The 21,980-nt window shown below is 40.8% G+C and carries 20 protein-coding genes and 1 pseudogene; 4 read left to right on the plus strand and 17 right to left on the minus strand.

Annotated features, from left to right (window positions below; translation table 11 throughout):
- Positions 1 to 530: 530 nt before the first annotated feature.
- Positions 531 to 2,165: an acetolactate synthase large subunit gene (locus ACFVS1_RS11185; RefSeq protein ID WP_387547304.1), complete on the plus strand. Its 1,635-nt coding sequence runs from the start codon at positions 531 to 533 to the stop codon at positions 2,163 to 2,165.
- Positions 2,166 to 2,193: 28 nt separating this feature from the next.
- Positions 2,194 to 3,627, plus strand: a complete 1,434-nt coding sequence (locus ACFVS1_RS11190; protein ID WP_352924502.1) for an aldehyde dehydrogenase family protein — start codon at positions 2,194 to 2,196, stop codon at positions 3,625 to 3,627.
- Positions 3,628 to 4,099: 472 nt separating this feature from the next.
- On the opposite strand, the gene ACFVS1_RS11195 is transcribed toward ACFVS1_RS11190, so the two are convergent.
- The 11 genes and pseudogenes from ACFVS1_RS11195 to ACFVS1_RS11245 form a co-directional block, all read right to left on the minus strand.
- Positions 4,100 to 4,579 carry a hypothetical protein gene (locus ACFVS1_RS11195; RefSeq protein WP_387547307.1) on the minus strand — a complete coding sequence of 160 codons (480 nt, stop codon included), beginning with the start codon at positions 4,577 to 4,579 and terminating at the stop codon, positions 4,100 to 4,102.
- Between the two features lie 116 nt (positions 4,580 to 4,695).
- On the minus strand, positions 4,696 to 4,833 hold the full coding sequence (locus ACFVS1_RS11200) for a hypothetical protein (protein WP_387547309.1): 138 nt from the start codon (positions 4,831 to 4,833) through the stop codon (positions 4,696 to 4,698).
- Between the two features lie 20 nt (positions 4,834 to 4,853).
- The gene (locus tag ACFVS1_RS11205; protein WP_387547312.1) at positions 4,854 to 5,060 is read right to left on the minus strand and encodes a hypothetical protein; all 207 of its coding nucleotides are present in this window, start codon (positions 5,058 to 5,060) and stop codon (positions 4,854 to 4,856) included.
- Between the two features lie 36 nt (positions 5,061 to 5,096).
- Complete coding sequence (locus tag ACFVS1_RS11210; protein ID WP_387547315.1) at positions 5,097 to 5,537, minus strand: alpha/beta fold hydrolase; 441 nt, start codon at positions 5,535 to 5,537, stop codon at positions 5,097 to 5,099.
- 276 nt (positions 5,538 to 5,813) lie between these two features.
- Positions 5,814 to 6,275, minus strand: a complete 462-nt coding sequence (locus ACFVS1_RS11215; RefSeq protein WP_387547317.1) for a pyridoxamine 5'-phosphate oxidase family protein — start codon at positions 6,273 to 6,275, stop codon at positions 5,814 to 5,816.
- A gap of 26 nt (positions 6,276 to 6,301) precedes the next feature.
- Positions 6,302 to 6,936 (minus strand): annotated as a pseudogene (locus ACFVS1_RS11220) (UbiX family flavin prenyltransferase).
- A gap of 124 nt (positions 6,937 to 7,060) precedes the next feature.
- The gene (gene menC, locus ACFVS1_RS11225; protein ID WP_387547320.1) at positions 7,061 to 8,197 is read right to left on the minus strand and encodes an o-succinylbenzoate synthase; all 1,137 of its coding nucleotides are present in this window, start codon (positions 8,195 to 8,197) and stop codon (positions 7,061 to 7,063) included.
- A 96-nt stretch (positions 8,198 to 8,293) separates the two neighbouring features.
- Positions 8,294 to 9,124, minus strand: a complete 831-nt coding sequence (locus tag ACFVS1_RS11230; protein ID WP_387547322.1) for a GNAT family N-acetyltransferase — start codon at positions 9,122 to 9,124, stop codon at positions 8,294 to 8,296.
- Positions 9,125 to 9,269: 145 nt separating this feature from the next.
- The gene (locus tag ACFVS1_RS11235; protein ID WP_387547325.1) at positions 9,270 to 10,754 is read right to left on the minus strand and encodes an amino acid permease; all 1,485 of its coding nucleotides are present in this window, start codon (positions 10,752 to 10,754) and stop codon (positions 9,270 to 9,272) included.
- A gap of 36 nt (positions 10,755 to 10,790) precedes the next feature.
- Positions 10,791 to 11,924 (minus strand): amidohydrolase, encoded by a 1,134-nt coding sequence (locus ACFVS1_RS11240; RefSeq protein ID WP_387547328.1) that lies wholly within the window; start codon positions 11,922 to 11,924, stop codon positions 10,791 to 10,793.
- Positions 11,925 to 11,955: 31 nt separating this feature from the next.
- Complete coding sequence (locus tag ACFVS1_RS11245; protein WP_352924465.1) at positions 11,956 to 12,810, minus strand: MurR/RpiR family transcriptional regulator; 855 nt, start codon at positions 12,808 to 12,810, stop codon at positions 11,956 to 11,958.
- Positions 12,811 to 13,527: 717 nt separating this feature from the next.
- Here ACFVS1_RS11245 and ACFVS1_RS11250 point away from each other — a divergent pair.
- Positions 13,528 to 13,944, plus strand: coding sequence for a PaaI family thioesterase (locus ACFVS1_RS11250; RefSeq protein ID WP_352924464.1), 417 nt, complete (start codon positions 13,528 to 13,530; stop codon positions 13,942 to 13,944).
- A 158-nt stretch (positions 13,945 to 14,102) separates the two neighbouring features.
- Here ACFVS1_RS11250 and ACFVS1_RS11255 read toward each other — a convergent pair whose 3' ends face one another.
- Positions 14,103 to 14,678, minus strand: a complete 576-nt coding sequence (locus ACFVS1_RS11255; RefSeq protein WP_387547332.1) for a hypothetical protein — start codon at positions 14,676 to 14,678, stop codon at positions 14,103 to 14,105.
- Between the two features lie 473 nt (positions 14,679 to 15,151).
- Here ACFVS1_RS11255 and ACFVS1_RS11260 point away from each other — a divergent pair, with 473 nt between their 5' ends.
- Entirely contained in the window at positions 15,152 to 15,916 is a 765-nt protein-coding gene (locus ACFVS1_RS11260) for a hypothetical protein (protein ID WP_387547335.1), read from the plus strand.
- A gap of 94 nt (positions 15,917 to 16,010) precedes the next feature.
- Here ACFVS1_RS11260 and ACFVS1_RS11265 read toward each other — a convergent pair whose 3' ends face one another.
- The 5 genes from ACFVS1_RS11265 to ACFVS1_RS11285 form a co-directional block, all read right to left on the minus strand.
- Complete coding sequence (locus ACFVS1_RS11265) at positions 16,011 to 17,621, minus strand: long-chain-fatty-acid--CoA ligase (RefSeq protein WP_387547337.1); 1,611 nt, start codon at positions 17,619 to 17,621, stop codon at positions 16,011 to 16,013.
- A gap of 58 nt (positions 17,622 to 17,679) precedes the next feature.
- A complete protein-coding gene (locus ACFVS1_RS11270) occupies positions 17,680 to 18,084 on the minus strand; it encodes a PaaI family thioesterase (protein ID WP_352924448.1) in 405 nt (134 codons plus the stop codon).
- A gap of 87 nt (positions 18,085 to 18,171) precedes the next feature.
- Complete coding sequence (locus tag ACFVS1_RS11275; RefSeq protein WP_387547339.1) at positions 18,172 to 19,356, minus strand: thiolase family protein; 1,185 nt, start codon at positions 19,354 to 19,356, stop codon at positions 18,172 to 18,174.
- Positions 19,357 to 19,416: 60 nt separating this feature from the next.
- Complete coding sequence (locus ACFVS1_RS11280) at positions 19,417 to 20,565, minus strand: acyl-CoA dehydrogenase family protein (RefSeq protein WP_387547342.1); 1,149 nt, start codon at positions 20,563 to 20,565, stop codon at positions 19,417 to 19,419.
- Positions 20,566 to 20,710: 145 nt separating this feature from the next.
- Positions 20,711 to 21,883 (minus strand): thiolase family protein, encoded by a 1,173-nt coding sequence (locus tag ACFVS1_RS11285; RefSeq protein ID WP_387547344.1) that lies wholly within the window; start codon positions 21,881 to 21,883, stop codon positions 20,711 to 20,713.
- Positions 21,884 to 21,980 lie beyond the last annotated feature (97 nt).

Consider the following 21,980-nt stretch of genomic DNA (forward strand, 5'->3'; position numbering starts at 1 on the left):
TCGCGAGTTTGCACGTTTTACTCGTGAATTTGAGTGTTTTACTCGTGAGTTTGTGTTTTCTTAACTTGTGAGTTTATAGTATACCTATGGGGGTATATTGTCAAGCCGTTTTATTCACACTTTCATTTAAAAACAAACGCCACCAAATACCCAAAACAAAACACAAAATGATTTTTTTAAAAACACAAGTTTACAAATACATTCAACTAGTGAAAGCCAAATATAAAAACGTACACATTATTGTTCGAAGTCATCTCTTGAAAATGGCTTTGCTTCAGTTTCCAGATAAATAAATATTGCTGAAATCCGGGCCGGATTTTTAGCGCATCAGTAGTATGGCGTGATGCTTCTGATTTCGGTCAAATATTATTATATAGATTAGAACCGGCTTTCATATTCCCCCCTACTAGTTATGACAATTGTAGAGTTGTAAATGTTCGAAATGGTTTTAATACAGGCATGTACATAATTTCTCATAGGCAAAGCCAACATATAGGAAAGAAATTGTAATGATCCAAGGAGGGAATAAATTGAAGGCATCTGATTTGTTTGTAAGATGTTTAGAGAATGAAGGGGTTCAGTATATTTTTGGGATACCTGGTGAAGAAAATACGGATCTTATTGATTCTCTAATAAACTCTGATATTGAATTTATCTTGGTTCATCATGAACAAGCTGCAGCATTTATGGCAGATATATATGGCCGGCTAACTGGTAAGCCTGGCGTCTGCTTGGGCACATTGGGACCGGGTGCAACTAATTTATTGACTGGAATAGGAAATGCTTATCTGGATTATTCCCCTGTTGTCGCGATTACAGGGCAGGCGGGCCTTGATCGCATTCATAAGGAGTCGCATCAATATGTGGACATTATTGGCGTTTTTGAGGAAGTAACGAAATGGAATCAACAAATTAAGGTACCAAATACTATTCCGGAAATTATCCGTAAATCATTTAAGACAGCTGTCATTGAAAAGCCGGGAGCGGTACATATCGAGCTCCCTGAAGATGTGGCGATGATGGATACAGAAGGTGAACCACTAAGGGTTACTCCAATCCCAAGATCTCGCCCTGCCGAGGAAGAAATCAAAAAAGCCGTAGAATTAATCAATCGCGCTAAAAAGCCGATTATTCTAGCTGGTAATGGCGTAGTTCGCGATGAAGCTGCTGAGGTATTGCGGAAGTTTGCAGAAGAGAAGCAAATTCCCGTTGTAAATTCGTTCATGGCCAAAGGAGTTTTACCTTCTGACCATCCATTGACCCTTTTTACAGTAGGGATGCAAGCAAGGGATTATGTTCTATGCGGGTTTGATTTGGCTGATCTCATTATCACCGTCGGCTATGATTTCGTCGAGTACTTGCCAAAATATTGGAATGATGAGGCAAAGAATCCGATTATTCATATTGATGCTCGACCGGCTGAGATTGATGCTTATTACCCGGTTCAAGCCGAATTGGTCGGTAATGTCACAGAGGCGCTAGAAGCCTTGACTACTGGTGTAGAAGAAAAAGAACTTTGGCCAGAAGTTAAAAGGTTAAGGTCTCAGATTGTTGAAAAGCTTCATTCTTCGGATGAAGTATCAGGAAGCCCTATCATCCCTCAGCGAATTATTGCCGATATAAAAAAGGCGGAAAAAGGGAATGCCATTGTCATTTCGGATGTGGGCGCCCATAAGTTGTGGATTGCCAGGATGTATCAGCCGGAAAAGCCTAATCACACGATCATTTCTAATGGCTTTGCATCAATGGGCATTGCGGTTCCCGGTGCCATTGCGGCCAAATTGGCAAAACCTGATAAACCTGTCATTGCGGTTACAGGGGATGGTGGATTTCTGATGAATGGGGTTGAATTGGCAACTGCCAAACGTCTGGGTCTTGCCTTCGTTATCGTCATTTTCCACGATTCAAAATTTGGCCTTATCGAGTGGAAGCAATTGAATAAATTTGATCGAACGAATGCAATTGAATTTACAGACCCAGACTTTTTAGGATTCGCAAAAAGTTTTGGGGTTAAAGGAGTGAAAGTGACCCACTCCGATGAATTGCTTCATGCATTAGAAGAAGCGATTTCGAGTCAGGAAATTGTCTTGATTGATGTGGATGTGGATTATTCGGAAAATGTAAAGCTATCGAAAACACTAGGTGATTATATTTGTAAACTATAAAGAGCATGTATTATTGGAGGAATGTCAAATGAAGAAAAAGTGGCAATTGTGGATCGGTGGCAAATGGCGGGAGGCTAAATCGTATGAGCCTTTATTCAATCCCCATACAAATGAAGAAATTGCACAAATCGGACAGGCTGAACCAGCGGATGCCATTGAAGCGATTGTTGAGGCAAATGCCGCTTTTCAGAAATACCGATCCTACCCGGCTCATGCACGAGCAGAAATTTTATTTAAAGCTGCAGCAATCATGGAAGAACGCAGTGAAGAACTTGCGAAAATCATTTCTCTAGAGGCGGCGAAAACGATTCGAAATGCTCGTGAAGAAATGAATCGTACGGTTCAGACCTATCGTTTTGCTGCAGAAGCGTCCAAGAACAATTATGGAGAACAAATCCCGATGGATGCGGCAGTGGGCGGGGTAAACCGCTTTGGCTTCACGGTTCGCACCCCGATTGGCGTCGTTACTGCGATTACCCCATTTAACTTTCCCTTTAATCTGGTGGCACATAAAGTTGGGCCAGCTATTGCAGCTGGAAATTCGATTGTGTTAAAACCTGCCGAACAAACCCCGTTGAGTTCACTGGTTCTTGCCGATATTTTTAAAGAAGCAGGGTTGCCAGACGGAGTATTGAACATCATACCGGGCAAAGGGGATGTTTTGAGTGAAGCATTGACCACCCATCCACATGTAAAAAAAGTGACTTTCACAGGCAGTGTAGAGGTCGGACACCTTATTCAGCAGCAGGCAGGCTTCCGTAAGCTCACCCTTGAACTCGGATCTAATTCGCCGTTCATCATTGATGAAGGAGTCGACATCGATAAAATCATTCAAAGAAGTGTAATGGGTTCATTTACGAATAATGGACAGGTATGTATCTCGATTCAACGAATTTATGTCCACCAATCACTATACCAACAATTTTTAGATCGATTCGTCAGTGCAACAAAACAGCTTGTCATCGGCTCACCCCTGGAGGAAGATACAAATATTACTGCGGTTATTTCAAAAAAATCATTGGAGCGGTTACAAAGTTGGATTGACGAGGCAGTACAGGAAGGAGCAAAAATTGAGTGCGGCGGTACAGTGGAAGGCAATGTACTATTGCCTACCGTCTTAACCAATGTAAATCGTGACTCTAAGGTATTTCGTTTCGAAGTATTTGGTCCAATTGTCTGCATTTTCCCATTCGATACGCTGGATGATGCCATCAACGATGCAAATGATTCACGTTACGGATTGAACTCAGGAGTGATGACTCCGAGTATAGAACGAGCTTTTTATGCAGCGGAGCGCTTGGAAACAGGTGGAGTTGTAATCAATGATATCCCAACTTACCGGATTGATAATATGCCTTATGGTGGCTGGAAGGACAGCGGAGTTGGCCGAGAAGGCGTCAAATATGCGATGAATGAAATGATGGAGCAGAAGTTTATCAGCTTTAAAATAAGCGACAATTGAGGAATATTAACGCGTAGTAAATGAGACGGCGATATCTTAAGGATTTCGTCTTCTTGTTTTGTCGTAAAATACTGTTTTTATTGTAGTCTTTGTTCTTAATGGGCGCAATCAGCAATTATTATTCTGAAGTTCTGCACGATCTCGGTCTCAATATGTACTATCGATAAAGATTGGAGCACCTGATTTCAATTTATCCTTTATGGTTCGAGTAGTATCTGCTTCTCTCATTTATCAACAATGAAATGAAGAACCAATATACAACTTGCCGCGTCGAACTTCAAATCCGAAAGTGGTAAGTTTTAAATTATTCCTTGAATGAGTTAGAAGTATTTATATAAACAAGTTATAAACTCTAAAAAATAGGACTCAACGAATGCTGATTCTGAATATATCTTACAAAAACGCTCAGAGTAATTTGTGTACTCTAAGCGTTCTATTTAAGCCCTGGTAGCTGAATACATTGAACTAATTATTAATGATTTAAAGATACGGTTTCTTTAAGCTGCCACCCAAAATAACTATACTTTATATGCACCTCGTGTATTGGCTCAGTATGAACGATACTCATTCCATAAATCTTGTCCTTTTTAGTTGCAGTACCGCTATCCATCTTTTCATACTGTGTTTTTGGGGATGTATTAGTCTCTATAATTACATCCTCTATATTATTTAATCCATATTCTCTTGCTTCTTTATTGAAATTATCTGTTATAACAAAACCTTTTAAGGGATTGCTAACCTGTACTTTTTGATACAAGGGCATTTCATTATTATTTACCAGCACCCTTTTAATCCGGATTTTACTAAAACCTTCATTTCCTATTCCGATCACAACTGCTTTATTCCCACTAGCCGTAGCAACTGTACCACAAACCAAGGGTGGATTTAACTTAGTAAAAATGATAATTCCGATAAATACAATCACTAAAATAAAAAACAATTTCTTCTTCATCATAAAATCCCCTGCCAACGCATTTATGAAATGCCCCTTTATTGAATAACATTTTCTTGTACATATTTTACCATAAAATACTAATTGTCGGGTGTAGTCTACTTAGCAACAATCTTTTAGAAAATAGCCTTTCCATTAATATCCATACCAGAACTTATCAATTTTTCTATTTTTTCTACTTGACCACCATAAATAGCCCATATCATTTCGTTTCTTTCTTTCTTTTTTACTTTTTTTCTTAATCGTTTATTCATTACGCGACCTCCTGTTCAACTCACCAGGCATTAGTAGGTATGGACGGAGATTCAAAGGCACCCAGTCCTATGCGATATGTAATAAGTGACGATATATTGGCGCCAATCATCATGCCGAATAAGGAATAAATGCTATCTTCTGATGATTTATTCTCCCAGTGACCATCCACTTCATGAACCTCATACTCCGCCACTCTTTGCAGGTGATCCGTCCATTTGATACCCAAACGGCTATAGATTTCCTTAATTTCTGCAATATAACTTTATTGAGATTCATATTCTTTACTTAATCGGCCTAGTGATGGTTGTACTATGTCCCTTTGCTGTTGAGAGGAAATGGCCGCACCATCCAATAATATCAAGGCCTGTACCGAGGTTAATTTGCTGGCTACAACGCTTGAGATGAAAGCTACCATTGAATACCCGATCAAAATCGGATTTTTAATCTTTAACTCTTGAATTAACTCAATTACATCTTCTGCATGTTTAAAAAGAGAAGTCTGCATATCTGCCCTCGAACTATTTCCCCTCCCTCTTAAGTCAATCGAGATGACTCTGTACTCGCCTTTTAACATTTCTGCATAATAATGCATTTGCTTATGATTACCCGTTAAACCATGTATGGCGATGATTGGCCCTTTCCTTCCAGGATAATCTGCAATTTGAATTCTTCGGTTCCCCAATTCCTTTACATACATTTCCATAGTGACACCCCTCCATTTCCATGATTATTAACATAAACCAACCAGCATATTTAATAAAAAAAGCTATCTTAACTTCACCATCAAGGCAACTTGATCGAGAAATAAAGATAGCCAGTCCGTTCATTAATTTTCATAAAAAAAGGTCTTTTTTTAATGGTTAATGAATAGGCAAGTTATAAATACATGTAATGATTCCATTTTAAATGAACTTCTATTTATTTCAATCATAATTTGAAAATTTAGATTTCTCATAACTAAAAGTGGTACCTGGGAATTTTATTGAAGGAGATCCTCTATGGTCTCACTCCAACGTTCAACAACTTCTTTAGGGTTTTTCAAGTCGATTTTAATACCAGAGGTTATTTCAGCATACTTAGCCATATCCTCCCGTGCCTCTACTATTTGGGCGTGGAATCTTTCTCTTTTGTATTGGACATTTGGCAGCTCTTTTAATCTCTCTAATGAAAGGCGAATATATTGTGCTTTACCTTTCCAAAACAAAACCAGTGTAGCTTTATGGGTACGAATGACATTGGCTGTAGTCGAAGTATCCGGCCATAGGCCGATCCTTAATTCGTTCCTGCTTACCGCTACGATCTCACCCACGCTAATCATTGCAGTATGTGGCCATCCTTCTTCACTTACCGTCAACAGCATCATGGCTTCATGCTGCTTGTCGACAAGTTCTTTACCATTTAACAAGTCGAATATCTCTTTTGGCATTTTCATCCCATTCATTTTTTCACCTTTTCCCTAGTAATCTGTTATATTTTGGTGTGATATTTCATTCCGTCCCACCGTTGCGCACCGTGAGTATCGATTTCAAATTGATCTAACGCCTGATAAGCAAGATGATCAATGATATCATTAACATTCTCAGGATGATTATAGAAGGCTGGCATCGGAGGGAATATAATGGTCCCCATTTTGGAAAGCGCCGTCATATTCTCCAAATGAATCGTATTCAGAGGGTTTCTCTTGTCATTAGTAATAATTTTTTTCTTTCTTTCAACATGACGTCAGCAGATCGCGTTAATAAATTATCTGCTAGTCCCATGCGAATGGAAGCTAGTGTTTTCATACTGCAAGATGCTACGATCATGCCATCAACCCGGTATGATCCACTTGATATTCTTGCTGCTTGATCTTTGTAAGAATAGAAATGATTAGCTAATCCCTCCACGTCTTTAACTGAATATGATGTTTCATGTTGAATGGTGGCATGTGCCCACGGGGACATGATTAAATGGGTCTCCACTTCACTGCTTTTAAGCATCTGAAGAATCCTAATTCCGAAAATGGCCCCAGTGTCTGAATCGGAGGCATAGCACATGCCTATGGTGATATACGGACCTGCATCTTCCTCTGTATTCGTGGGTGCAGGTATTAATTTTCTGATATCGAAATCGGGATCTTCTGCAAAGTGAACCACTTCTTGAGATTTCGCTTTATCATTCGAAATGGTGATTGGTCAATTGGATTTTTTACAGCTTCATTTAAAAGGAACCCGAGCTCGTAGTACCCTATCCGTTTCTAGCAACATTCTCACTTAAATGATAGGTTTGACTGTGTATAGTATACTTATTGACTTTTTCCATGCTTGGTTCATAGCCGATTCCAGGCAATTCTGGAACACGGATCATTCCGTTTTCCACAGTAACTTCAGCGTCAGTTATATCTTCTGCCCAATAGAGGGAGGAAGCTGCGGTATCGCCGGGAAGAGTGAAGTTCGGCAGTGAAGTGATGGCGATATTATGAGCTCTTCCAATGCCTGATTCCAGCATACCCCCACACCATAGCGGAATGCCATGTTCAAGACATAAATCATGGATTTTCCTGGATTCAGTCAAACCTCCGACACGGCCAATTTTGATATTAATAATTTTACAGCTGCCCAATTTAATAGCTTTCCTTGCATCCTCTAATGAGTGAATGCTTTCGTCCAGGCAAATAGGTGTTTTTAACCTTGACTGTAAATCTGCATGGTCAATGATATCATTATAGGCAAGCGGCTGCTCAATCATCATTAAGTTAAAATCATCCAAGGCGGATAACCGGTCTATATCTTTTAAGGTATAAGCTGAATTTGCATCGGCCATGAGCGGGATTTCAGGATATACTTTTCGTACCTTGTCTATTAATTCAACATCCCAGCCCGGTTTGATTTTTAGTTTAAAGCGTTTATAGCCTTCACCGAGACGGGCTTCAATTATATCCAGGGTCGAATCGATTGAATCCTTTATTCCGATGCTTACCCCCACTTCAATTTTCTTTTTTGTTCCACCTAACACATTTGAAAGAGAAGTACCTTGCTTTTTAGCATACAAATCCCAAACAGCACCCTCTAAAGCGGCTTTTGCCATATAATTTCCGCGAATATGGGTAAAAAATTTTCCGGAAATTTCATCAGGATGCTTGATTTCATTTTTTAGGATTATTGGAATTAAGTAGTCTTCCAATATATGCCAATTTGTTTTTAAGGTCTCTTCATTATACAGAGGGTCGAGCATCGCAACCGATTCAGCCCAGCCGGAAATGCCATCATCGCTTATGGCTTCCACAAGAATAAAATCCCTATCGTATTCCGTCCCAAAGCTAGTTGTAAAAGGTTCAAGCAAGTCTAGCTTAAGATGCCTTAAAATAACTTGTTTAATTTTCACTAGTAGATTCTCCTTTTGGGGATAAACTATTTACCCCAGTCTTTTTCAATAGCTGACACCCGCTTATTGTTAATTCATATTTAAATATAAACTTGCTTATTTCCTTGATAGCACATAAAAATGAACGGGAATTTCCGTCATGGTATTCTTAATAAAATCTGTTACCTGCCATCCTTGCTGAAATAATCCGGTAAAAATGTGCCTGGTTTTCATCCGCCACTCATTGGCAGCTTGAATATTTGTGACTCTTATTGTTCGGAAGTCCTTTGGAAGGGCCACAAAAGCTGTTTCACATTCTTGTTCAGGCAGCGGGCGAGTGAAAGATGGAACAGGCAATCCCTTTTCATTGGTATCCCATTGAATAAGCGAGTTTTCCATCACAAAGTCCAGCGACATTCTCCGTCCGCTAGAAACCGTTTTCTCCTTTTTACCGATATGCCATTCTATAAGAAAGCGGTCAGAAGGAATTCCGCTGTTTAAAAGATCTTCCATTTCACCATAGCAGTTTGCTATATATGTGGAGCATACCCCACCGAGCTTGGCTATATTTAAATACCCATTAACACTTTCTAAAGGATCGTATGTCCAGGTAATAAGGGAATAGCCAAGCTTTAGCGCTTCCTCACGTTGTGCTGACTTTAACTTCTCCCCTATACCTTTGTTGCGAAATTGCTCATCCATGCCTAGTATATGTGAACAAAGATAGGCTGTTTGCCCATTGAAACCCGGAAAGCTGTACTGAAATCCAATCAACTTATCCTCAAAATAAGCTCCTAGAACCAAACCACCGTTTTTCACGGCTGTTAAAGTTTGGTGTGTGGGGATTGAGTCTGTTTCTCCCCAAATGCTGGACTCTAGCTTTCTTACATCCTCCAGCTCTTCAATTCGATGAATAGAACGAATTGCAATTTCCTGTGATTTCATCATGGTTAACCTCCTAGGAATAGCACAAGTGCCTTGATCGACCCAATATAAGATGGGGAAGTCCACAGCTGACTGCTTGTCGTTACGAGGCACCGGAGCTATCATGTTCGTAAAATGAAATACTTTCCTGCTTTTTTTACAAAAGAGGTTATTCCACTTTACTGAAATCAGCCTCTTGCAATGGGGTCATTTTTGTTTTCTTCACTATTTTATAACCTAGAAAAGCCAGTAAAAATAATGGGAGCCCGATATAAGAAATTAAAATTCCATACCAGTCAACCTCAGGACCGAAAAATGCAGAGTAATTTTGTCCCACGATAGCGGTAACACATAAAAATGTCGCTAATATCGGACCGAATGGATACCATTTTGATACATAAGGCAAATCTTTTAAATCCCTTCCTTGTGCTATATATGCCTTCCGGAATCGATAATGTGTAATCGAAATTCCTAGCCAGGATAAAAAGCCGGATAATCCCGCAGCATTCAATAACCAAGTATAAATCGTGCCTTCACCGAAAAGAGAGGTCAGGAAAGCTGCCATTCCAACGATTGTCGAAAAATATACAGCATTCACTGGAATGCCTCCTGAATTCACTTTTTTTAGGAACGAAGGGGCTTTGCCTTCTTTCGCAAGCACCCAAAGCACGCGAGAAGCTCCGTACATGGCGGAATTTCCTGCAGAAAGAACAGAAGTAAGAATGACCACATTCATAACGGATGCAGCGATGGCAAGCCCAGCATTTTGAAAAACTAGTGTAAAGGGACTTACCGCAATATCTTCAATATCCGAGCTTAACAAACGCGGATCATTATAGCTTATTAAAAATCCAATCACGATTATTGCCAATACATAAAACAAGAGCAGTCTCCAGAAGATTTGCTTAATGGCCTTTGGGATATTTTTTCTCGGGTTTTCACTCTCGCCGGCTGCAATTCCTACTAACTCGGTGCCTTGAAAGGCAAACCCGACCACCATAAAGACACTTATAATGGATAAAAAGCCTCCCTTAAACGGTGCCTCCCCTTTGGTGATATTTTCAAAACCTACGGCATCCCCTCCCATGATTCCTACAATCATTAATATCCCTACTGCTATAAAGATGATAATCGTCAAAACCTTTATAATGGCAAACCAGAATTCTGATTCTCCATATCCTTTTACCGATAAAATATTCAGGCCAAATATGAGTGCAAGAAATAATGCGCTCCAAATGATGCCCGGAACAGAAGGCAGCCAATATTTCATAATAAGGGAGGAAGCTGCTAATTCCAACGCGACTACGATTGCATTGTTATACCAATAGTTCCAACCAATCGCAAATCCTAAAGCCGGATCGACAAACCTTGATGTATAGGTACTAAAAGAGCCTGTGATAGGAATAAGGGCAGCCATTTCGGCTAAGCTAGTCATCAGGAAGTAAACCATGATTCCGGCAATGATATAGGCAGCTACAGCTCCCCCAGGACCCGCAGTATGTATAATGGAACCGCTTGCTAAAAATAGCCCTGTTCCAATGGTTCCGCCGATTGCGATCATGGAAAGATGCCTTGGTTTGAGTTTTCGCTCCAGTTGTTTTTCTTCAGCAGCTGTTTGGTCCCCGGTTTGTGATGTTTGTGCGGTATTTTCCATAAAACACCCCTTCAATAATTTTTTTAGTGAAAAATTTTATTCTCCATCCGCCATCATTACTGTGTTAATTAATATTTTCGTTCCATAAATAAGTGCTCTTAAATTAAACATCATATCCGGATGGTGCAGACCGGGCGTTAAATCACAGCCTAACCCGATCATGGTTGCAGTTAATTCAGGATTTTTAGCTGTATAAAAATGAAAATCCTCGCCGCCTTGAGAAACGCAGACCGGAACGACATTTTCCTCCCCAAGGATATCTTCTATTGCGGCCTCAGCCAGCTTTATCGCTTTTTCATGCAAGGTCGCCGCGGGGACATATTCTTCCGCAGACCAGGAGATGGATGTTTCAGTTTGTTCCATTGTCTGGTCAATAGCATCCTTCGTTAAGCGATTCAGTTGATTCATTACATCATTTGACTGGGCTCTGGCATCAATAGCAAAGACAGCTGTTTCCGGGATGACGTTTGATGCTTTATTGTTTGTTTCAAATTGAGTCATTTTGATGGAATAAGGAGTTTCAGTTTCCAGATTAATCTGCTGTAATTTTTGGACAAGCAAAGCTGCTGCCTCGATTACATTTATTCCATCTTGCGGACGGGATGCATGGGCCTGAATGCCTTTGATTGTTCCCCTAATTGTTTCTGCTGAGCCATGGACAATGACGGGGGAAGCCTTCATATAAGGCACCTCTGTACTGGGTCTTACATGTATCCCGAATAAATATGTAACATTCTCCAACGCGCCATCATTGATCATTTGAAGAGCGCCTTCCCCTTTTTCTTCCGCAGGCTGAAATATAAATCGGAGAGTATGTTTAGGCCGGATTCCGCTGGAGGCAATGGCCAATGCTGTATATAAAACCATTGTGCTATGTGCGTCGTGTCCACATGAATGATTTGCCTTTACAACTCCATCTACTTCCTGAACAAGCGCATCCATATCAGCCCTTAATGCCAAAACCTTTTTTGAGATGCCTGGAATCTCGGCAATGATTCCATAATGGCTCTGAAATGTTTTGACGGTTATTCCCGCTTCCCTAAGACATTTTAAAATATAGCTAGACGTTCTTTCCTCCTGCCAGCTTGGCTCGGCCAAGGAATGCAGGTCATGATAGGACTTTAACAATAATCCTTGTTGCTGATCAATATATTGAATCGGGTTCATCATTATCCACCTCCCCTTTTACATGAATTTAAAGTCATTCATTAAACACTTCATAACTTGAATATAGGCCTTCTAATTTTTGCTGATGGGTATATATCCGTTTTGCGTCTTTTTGATGTATGCCTGCAATAACCAAGTCCAATAAGCTAATGACGGAAGCGATTGAATTCGTTCCGGTTTCTGCGTTTTCTTCAGTTGTCAGTGCAATATCAGAGATGCGGCCAACAGGTGACAGGAGGCGGTCTGTAACTGAAATTAAACAGACTCCTTGTTCTTTTGCACACTCCGCAGCTTTTAATGTTTCATTCGCATATCTTGGAAGGGAAAAAACAACTATCACAGACTTGTTAGTGAGATTACAAAACTTTTCATAGAAGTCACCTGTTGGAGAACATAAACTTACATTTTCCCTTAATGAACTTAGCGTATAGGAAAACCAATAGGCAGCGGCATGGGAAATCCGGTGACCTACAATTAATATTTGGTCAGCCTGTATCAGTACATCGACCGCTTTCCATATATCCTGAACGTTCGTATGATCTAATAGATGTCTTAAAATATGAACTTCGTTTTCTATCACTTTGGTAAATGGATCTTGCTTGTCATCAATGCTAAGAGTGGAATCACTATTGGATATATCCGTTTGATTTTGGTTCAGCAGCTGTTTTTGAATTCTGTCCTGCATTTTACTAAACCCTTCAAATCCTAATGAATAGGAAAACCGAATGACAGTCGTTTCACTGACCTCCGCTTCCCTACCAATTTGAAAAGCCGTTTTAAAGGCAGCTTGATCCAAATTTTCAATCAGGTAAGCGGCAACCTTTTTTTGACCTGTGGATAGATGGTCAAATCTTTCTTTCACTAATGATTTAAATGGAAGCTGTTCCACACTATCACTCCTTTCTGATGAATCAAATACTTCTTTTTAATAAAATGACGAATGAAATACTTCTTTGTTTTATACACTATCACAATTTAATTAGAAAAAGAAGCATATTTTTTGATTTTTTTGATAATTATAAACTTCAAATTTCAGCAGCAATTTGCCGTTCAGATATTAAGAAAAAAATTCACGCTGATTTCAGAAATCCGCTCCCTTTCCGCCGACTGTCTGCCGAGCATCCTCGACGCAAACGCCTGTGGGGTCTCGGCTAGCCAGTTTTTCGGCAGGAGTGTCGCAAATTTCTTCAAACTAGTAAGGATTACATAATAACATTAAGGATAATCTAGTCTTGTTTTAAAATCATGGTTCGAAATGAGCCTGATCTGAACCCCCTTTTTGGACAAAAGGGTTTCATCTGGTTTTGGTCAAACGAAGTTGATGGAAACGGAAGGTACGAGACTCCTGCTTAGAAAAGCGCGTCTAGGGAGACCCCGGAGGCACAAGCCGAGGAGGCTCCCGGGATCGCCCGCGGAAAGCGAGTACCTTGAGTGGAAATAACGTTCATATTTTACAAACCTTCAAAAAACATGCCCGTTGAGTTCAGATAATCCGCTCCCTTCTTCAATCTTTAATTACGTTATTTGTAAAGTTAACAACTTCATTGACAACAGGTTATATGTTAGAATATTCAGTAGTTTCAACTTATTCAAGGGGGGCCATTTAATGGGAAAATCATTTAAAGGACACGAACTTTTACAAGTTATAACAGAGGGGAAACAGCCTCCGAATTGTGATTTAACGTTACAGATAGATGCAAATTATGCCCAGGATGGAATTGCAAGGGGACTATGGAAAGTAGATGATAAATTTATAAACGGAAATGGTGTAGCAATGGGGGGATTTGTCACTTCTGCAGCTGATATTATAATGGCTTATGCGATCTCATCTAAATTAAGCATCGGACAATCCTTCGCATCGATTGATTTACATACTACCTTTCATCGACCAGTAAAATTAGGAGACGTACAAGTTGAAGCAAAAGTAGACCGAATCGGAAAAAAAACAGCTTATGTACTGGCAGATTTATTTCAAAATGACAAAAAAGTGGCAAGCGTTGTGTCATCAGTTATGGTCCTTTAAACCGGATAAAAAAGCATGTTGCACAAAAAATGCCTTCGTAACATGCTTCTTTCAATTAAATAATTTGGTAAATCAAGAACAGCTCACAAGATTTACCGCTTCTCCTAATCACTTCATTGTGAGCTCCATTATATATTTACTTAAAGATATCCCCATCATCAAACAAACCATCGCAGCACATGGCCTTTGAGATCCATGGTGAACAGACCGTAATCAATGACGACCATTTCGTCATTCTCGTTATATCCGACATTATCCAAGCGTAAATCTATTGGGATAATCCCGTAAGTCAGGAGTTTTAATTCCAACTTGATCAGTTTCGTATATTCCTTGATAGTAAACGGCACTTTCGTATCCACCTTCTTCATGATAATCCAGCCCGTACCATGCTCCTCAACCGGACAAATATACTTTTTGACTTTCTCATTACAGTTATTATATATATAAGCTTCATTTTCATTGCTTAATAATCCTATTTCCGAAAATGCAACTTTTAATATATATCCATTATTTAAATCATAGACAACTCGGTTAAATCCATGCCCAATGATTTTATACTTGAACTGTAGCGTTTTTTTGGCTGAAGTCATTTTTTGTCCAGATGTTTCAAAAAATTGGAATTTCCCCATTTGAGATATCCAGGACTCAATGGCTTTTATCTCTTGCCGGGACAGCATTGTACTCTTATTCGTCTGATGTATCCTTGCCTTACTATTGTTAATAGGCCATAACATTCCCTAAACGTCTCCTTTTTCAAAATATTTGTTAATAGAGAGAAGGGTTTCCAGGGATGAAAAAACAAGTACATAGAAGAATCAATAATAAGGAAAAGATATTTTATTTGCAGCAGGTTCATGAACGGCAAGAAGTTTCATAAGTAAGGGTATGCTATTTGTCGTTCCTAAACCATATCCATCATCCATGGATCCGTTACCGATCATATTCTCAGTTTTTCAAGATTCCCCTTCGTTATATAGTATGACTTTATTATAAAACGGCTTGTACTGTAGCTGAGAAATCATTATCATGGACAGGGACTTTGAATTATTTGGATAAAAATAGAAGTTATTCTAGTGATCAAAAAAGGTTCAATCTTCAGGCACTCCCCTTTCCTTCTTTTGCAAAAAAAATGGTATATTATCCTTTGACAACAATGGTTTAAGACAAGGAGTGATGAAGTATTCGTAAACGGTGGATCATTTCAGCAATGGTTGGATTATTGCTTATTTGTTTAAGTGTACTTGCCTTCAATTATTTCAAGAGCGATAAAACCGAAAAAGGGAAAAATGCGGAAACCAAGGAATCCAAAATTCCTGAGGTGGAGGACTATGGCGGGATCCATCTTAAAAAAGTCGGCGATAAGGTTCGCCAAAAAAATTGGGGAACATTCATATTACAAGAAACGAAGCCTATTAATGAGTCATTTGAATTGGCACCCATGGTCATCACAGTCAAGGATATCCGTAGGATTCAATTATCATCACTCACAGGTGAAGCAAGGGAGGAGCTCAAGTCCTATACGGGATTGAGTTTTGAAGAGGCCTATTCGATATATTATAAAGAGAATTTATCCATGGAGGAAATCGATCAACAGGCGGCGTTGTCTAAAACGGATATCGATGAAGAGGTTTCTTATCTAGAGATTACTTATTCTGTCGAAAATAATGATTCGAAGGAACTTCAGTTCTTCAGCATGGAAAATGTTACTTTCAATAATGATCTTACATATGATGTGCCTTCTAAAAATTTCATCCATTCCGGGGATACTTTTATAGGGACAAAAAAAGTAAGTCGATCAGATTACCAACCAGGAGAATTGAGAAAAGGCACAATTGGTTTATTGGTTGATCCCGGGGCAAACATAGATCGGCTCGATTCCTTTTCATTCACTACCGATGATATTGCGGATGGTGAGTCTCATGAATTATTAGTGGATGGGACTTCATTTGAAATTCCCCTAAAAGGAAAGTAGTTTAATAGTCTATAAACCCTAAATAAGGGGAACCTCGAAAAAGGTTTCACTTATTTAAGGTTTCATCAGAACTCCCATATTATTACTGATTTGCTTATCTCCCCCCGACAGTAGGGCTCTGCGTTGCTTCCTCCATTAATATTCTGCGCAATATTTTCCCGACAGCTGATTTTGGCAGTTGCTCCCTGAACTCAAAACTTCGCGGCACTTTATATCTGGCCAATCGTTGCATGCAAAACTTCCTGATTTCATGCTCCGAGACTGACTCCTTTCCTCTCTTTAAGACTATAACCGCTTTTATCGTTTCCCCTCGGTAAGAATCCGGCACCCCATATACACAAGTCTCTTTTACGGCTGGATGCTGATATATAATATCCTCGACTTCAATTGGATAAACATTATAACCGCTTGCAATGATCATATCTTTCTTCCTGCCTACGATATAAAAATATCCGTCTTCATCCATCTTCGCGATATCCCCAGTGTAAAGCCATCCATCCCGCAAAGCCGTTGCCGTTTCCTCTGGATTTTTCCAATATCCCTTCATTACTTGGGGACCTTTAATGATCAGTTCACCTGTTTCTCCTGCTGGCAATTCATCGACACCTGTTTTCAGGTCGACGATTTTAGCGTCGGTATTTGGATATGGGATTCCGATACTTCCTGGTTTTTTCTGTCCTATGACTGGATTTCGGTGGGTAGTGGGGGAAGTTTCAGACATTCCAAATCCTTCAAATATAGTAACCCTTAATTTTTTTTCGAACTGTTGAATGATTTCTATCGGGAGCGGGGCAGAACCACAGCTGCAGTACGTTAAGCAGCTTAAATCGTCCGCCGTTAAATCCGGGTGATTCAGTAAAGCAATATACATGGTCGGGACACCAGGAAAAATGGTTGGCCGATGTGTTCGAATCAAATCTACCACTTTATTTATTTCAAATTTCTCTAATGTGATAAAGGTCGATCCGGCATATATGGCACTATTCAATCGTCCATTACCAAACACATGGAATAATGGAGTCAATCCAAGCATCCGTTCCCCAGGCCTTTGGAGTTGATGCGCATTTGCCGTGAAGGCAAAGTCTTGAAATACATTCGAGATCAAATTAAAATGCGTGAGCATGACCCCTTTTGATTTCCCAGTAGTCCCTCCCGTATATTGGAGTACAGCCACAGCTTCCTTGGGGTCGATAGCCAGGGCAGGAAGTTCCTTATCTTTCCTTGATAAATCCGTTCCAGTTTCCATTAATTGCTCGGCTGATATGAAGGTTAACCTATTGGAAAAACTTGTTAGCAATAATTTTCCCCGCTGTTCCTCACGCCCAATGAACCAATTGGCTTCTGAATCCCGTAATATATAATCCAATTCACACGACTGATACAGTGGGTTCACTTGAACAACCATACCTCCCAAACGATGAATGGCGTAATAGGCAATGATATATTCTAGACAATTTGGCAGCATGATTGCTATACGATCGTCTTTTTGAAATCCACGGTTGTCTAAATTCACAGCAAAACAATCTGAGGCATCCTTTAATTCCATAAATGTCATTTCCCGATCCCCATCTATTACGGCTTTGCAGGTTGGGTAAAGTTGGGCTGAACGTTCAAGGAGTCCATATAATGACAATGTTGGAATGTCAATTTCAGCAGGAGTTTCTTTCGGATAAAATCCATGCCAATTTTTAGTCAATTTTTTCACACCTCATTCTTTTCTAATAAAATGGAACATAGGCAAGCCAACTTTGGTCATCCTTTCCTCATTTATCACGAATGATTTTAAAAATCCCCGTGCCCTTTGCAATGATGTTGCCTTCAGTATCTTTTATTTCTCCTTCAGTAAAGGCAATTTTGTATCCTTTTTGAAGGACTTTTGCTTCCGCGAATAGTTCCCCGCTTGAAATGCTGGCTAAATAATGTACAGTCAAGCTTGTCGTCACGACTTTACATTTGGTAACGGAACGAGTCACCATTCCTAGAATGGTATCCAGCATGGTGGCATGAATGCCCCCGTGCAGTGTTCCATTAACATTAAGCAAATGTTCTTCAATGTTGAGCTTTATTGTTACATTCCCTTCTTCAAACCGAATGATTTCAAACCCTATATGTGAAAAGAATGCACTACTTTCGAATTGATTCCGAATATCCTCCACTTCAACTGGCAACCTTTCTCCCCCCTCATATATGCGCGATTCAACCTATATACGGAAAGGAGCAGAAACGTATAGGGTTTCCACTCCTTTATCGTTGGCCTATATCGTTTCAATCATGATAGCCATTCCCTGTCCGCCGCCAACACATAGTGTAGCCACTCCGTATCTTTCTTTCCTTCGAATCAGTTCATATATTAGCGTTGTCACGATCCTGGAGCCCGTCGATCCGACTGGGTGTCCAAGTGCGATCGCTCCCCCATTTACATTCACTTTGTTTTCATCTAGCGATAAATCCCGGATTACTGCCAATGCCTGTGAAGCGAACGCTTCATTTAATTCGAAAAGCCCGATTTCCTCTACTTTTTTCCCGGTGCGCTCCATAAGTTTTCCGACGGCTGGTACTGGACCAATTCCCATCACTTCAGGGGAAACACCCGCGGTCGCCCATTCGACGATCTTTGCAATTGGTTTTATTTGTAACCGTTTCGCTTCACTCGCTTTCATCAATACCAATGCAGCCGCCCCGTCATTACGGCCACAAGCATTCCCTGCAGTGACGGTTCCGTTTTCCCTGAATGCCGGTTTTAAGCTTGAAAGTTTTTCCATTGTGGTTTCCGGACGCGGATATTCATCCGTTTCAATGATAATCGTACTCTTCCTGTCAGAGACCTGAACAGGAACGATCTCAGCTTTGAACTTTCCTTCTTCTATCGCTTGCGCCGCTCTACGTTGACTTTCCACTGAAAAGGCGTCTTGTTCTTCCCTGGAAATGCTGTATCGTTGTGCGACATTTTCAGCGGTAATCCCCATCCCCAAACTTTTTCCGTAAATTTCTTGAGGCTGCTGTCCTGCTTCAGTATTAGAATCCACTAACTTAGTCCTGTCTCCCCCAAAACGGGCACTTCTTAAATAAAGCGGTGCACGGCTCATGTTTTCCGTACCGCCGGCAACGACAATATTTGCTTGACCTGAGCTTATCTGCTGTGCTGCTGAGGTGATGGCCTGCATTCCGGATGCACATAACCGGTTTACCGTAAAAGCCGGTGCAGAATCGGGAATCCCTGAGCGCAGAGCTGCCACTCTCGCGACATTCGAGGATTCGGTCGTTTGCCTAACCTCCCCGAAAATGACTTCATCCACTTGTTCTGCTGCAATATTCGCTCGCTTGATCGCTTCTTTGATGGCTATGCTCGCCAAATGACCGGAACTAATCTCTTTAAATGCTCCACCGTATCTTCCAATCGGTGTTCGAACAGCACTAACGATTACAATATCTTCTCCCATTTTGTTTCTCCCCCTTGAAATTCCAGATTCATACCTGCCCGAATCAAAAAGTTTAAGAAATTAACACTCTTCCAAGACATTCCTTGCTATGATTAAACGTTGGATTTCATTCGTTCCTTCATAGATCTTCGTTATGCGAGCATCCCGATAAAAACGTTCAACTGGATATTCAGCCATATATCCCATTCCGCCATGAATTTGAACCGCTTTATCCGCGACCCGATTAAAAACGTCTGAAGCGAACAGCTTTGCCATTGATGCTTCCTTGATCACTTTTTTTCCTTCATCAATCTTTTGTGCCGCCATCATCGTCAATGCTCTTGCGGCTTCCGTTTCAGTTGCCATATCAGCAAGCATCCATTGAATCGCTTGGTTGTCCGCAATTGGTTTGCCGAATTGAATGCGCTCTTTTGCATATTTTGCTGATAATTCAATCAATTTACCGCTTGATCCCACTGATCTTGCAGCTAAACCTACACGCCCTTCACCTAAAATTTTCAGAGCAGAGATATATCCCATTCCAACTTCGCCGATAACATTTTCTTCAGGTATGATACAATCCTCGAAAATGACCTGTGAGGTATATGATCCCCTTAACCCCATTTTTTTGTCCTTTTTGCCAACAATTAAACCAGGAAAATCTCTTTCTACTAAAAAAGCTGTAATCCCTCCCTTTGCCCCTTTATCTTTATCCGTTAAAGCAAATACGGTATAAACATCAGCTATCGGCCCATTCGTGATGAAATGTTTCGTCCCATTCATCACCCAGTAATCACCCTTCTTTTCTGCACTTGTTGCTAAATTGGTTGCATCCGATCCCGCTCCTGGTTCAGATAAAGCAAAGGCGCCAATTTTCGTGCCTGCTGCCATTTCAGGCAAATATTTATTTTTCAAATGTTCGGATGCAAGCTTAACAAGACCTGTACTGCCAATCCCGGTGTGGGCACTTATTAATGAAACAAATCCATTATGGGTCCTTCCTAACTGCTCTAATACGGTAGCCTTTCCAACAGCATTCAAGCCAATCCCACCGTATTGTTCGGGAATGCTTATTCCGAATAAGCCAAGGTCTTTAGCTTTTTCCACCAAATGCTCCGGGATGGCATCTTCTTCTTCAATTTGTATGGCGAACGGCTCGACTTCCCTTTCAACAAAATTACGGATCATTTCCTTCATTTGCTGCATTTCCTTGGTTAAAGTGATTGTCATGAGTTTATTCCTCCTTAGGTCTGTTCATGAGTAGCCATATACAGGCTTCTTCATAGGGCATATAGGGCATATAGGACTGTTATCATTTAATCATGCAATGGAATTCATTGTATTCTGGTAAATTAGAGTCCTCACTCTTACAAAATCAGGCTTCACGTTCAATTATCGTAGCAATTCCCTGCCCGCCACCAATGCAAGCCGTAATAAGAGCAAACCTTCCGGCAGAACGCTTCAATTCATAAACCGCTTTCGTAATGAGGATGGCACCCGTCGCACCTAGTGGATGTCCATGTGCAATGGCTCCCCCGTTCACATTCACTCTGGCGGGATTCATATCAAGCTCCCGATTGCAAGCAATGACTTGGGCGGCGAATGCTTCATTAATTTCAATGATGTCCATGACATTTAAGGAAAGCCCCGATTTCTCCATTACCTTCCTTATAGCGGGAACAGGTCCTATTCCCATATAATTTGGATCTACCCCTGCAACGGCCTGGGCCCTAATCGTAGCTAAAGGCTTAATCCCCAATTCCACCGCTTTTTCCCTCGACATGATGACCAATGCTGATGCGGCATCATTCAATCCCGAACTATTGCCTGCAGTCACGGACCCGCCTTCTAAAAACGCAGGTGGTAATTTGGCTAGCCCTTCTTTCGTTATTAGCGGTCGTGGATGTTCATCCAACTTAAATTCGATATCGTCCCCTTTTCTGACGGGAATGTAAATAGGCGTAATTTGCTCACTGAAACGGCCCTCTTCCACGGCTCTGGCCATATTTTTTTGGCTTTGCAGAGCGAATTCATCTTGTTCTTCCCTACTGACCTCATATTTTTCCGCTAAGTTTTCAGCCGTGATTCCCATCGGGGGATCGCCGATCGCTTTCGGGGACAACTGGGACTTTCTGAACTGCGGTGGTATTGAACTGTATGGTTTTTCCGGTCGGTCCATCAAGTATGGCGCCCTGCTCATGCTCTCTACCCCACCGGCGATATAGACATCGCCTTCGCCAGCCCAGATCGCTTGTGCAGCCAAGTTGACAGCATTTATTCCCGAGCCACATTGACGGTCGACAGTCAGTCCTGGAAGATGAATCGAGAGGCCAGTTTCGAGTGCGGTTAACCTGGCAATGTTTCCACCCCCGCTTAACACATTCCCCATGATTACATCGTCTATCATTAGAGGTTCGACATTCGCTCGTTTCAAGGCTTCTTTCATCACTTCTGCTCCAAATACATGGGCAGGAACCGATGCAAGTGCACCTCCCTGCTTTCCAATTGCTGTTCGAACTGCAGAAACTATGACGGCTTGTCTATTCATTTCCCATCCGCTCCTTTTCCTTATATTCACACCATAATTTGAAGGCATCCCTTCTCTATTCACTTCACTAGTTTCATTGAATGTAAGCAGGTCCGAC

It is taken from the genome of Peribacillus sp. NPDC058075 (genome assembly GCF_042885195.1).
GTDB lineage: Bacteria > Bacillota > Bacilli > Bacillales > DSM-1321 > Peribacillus.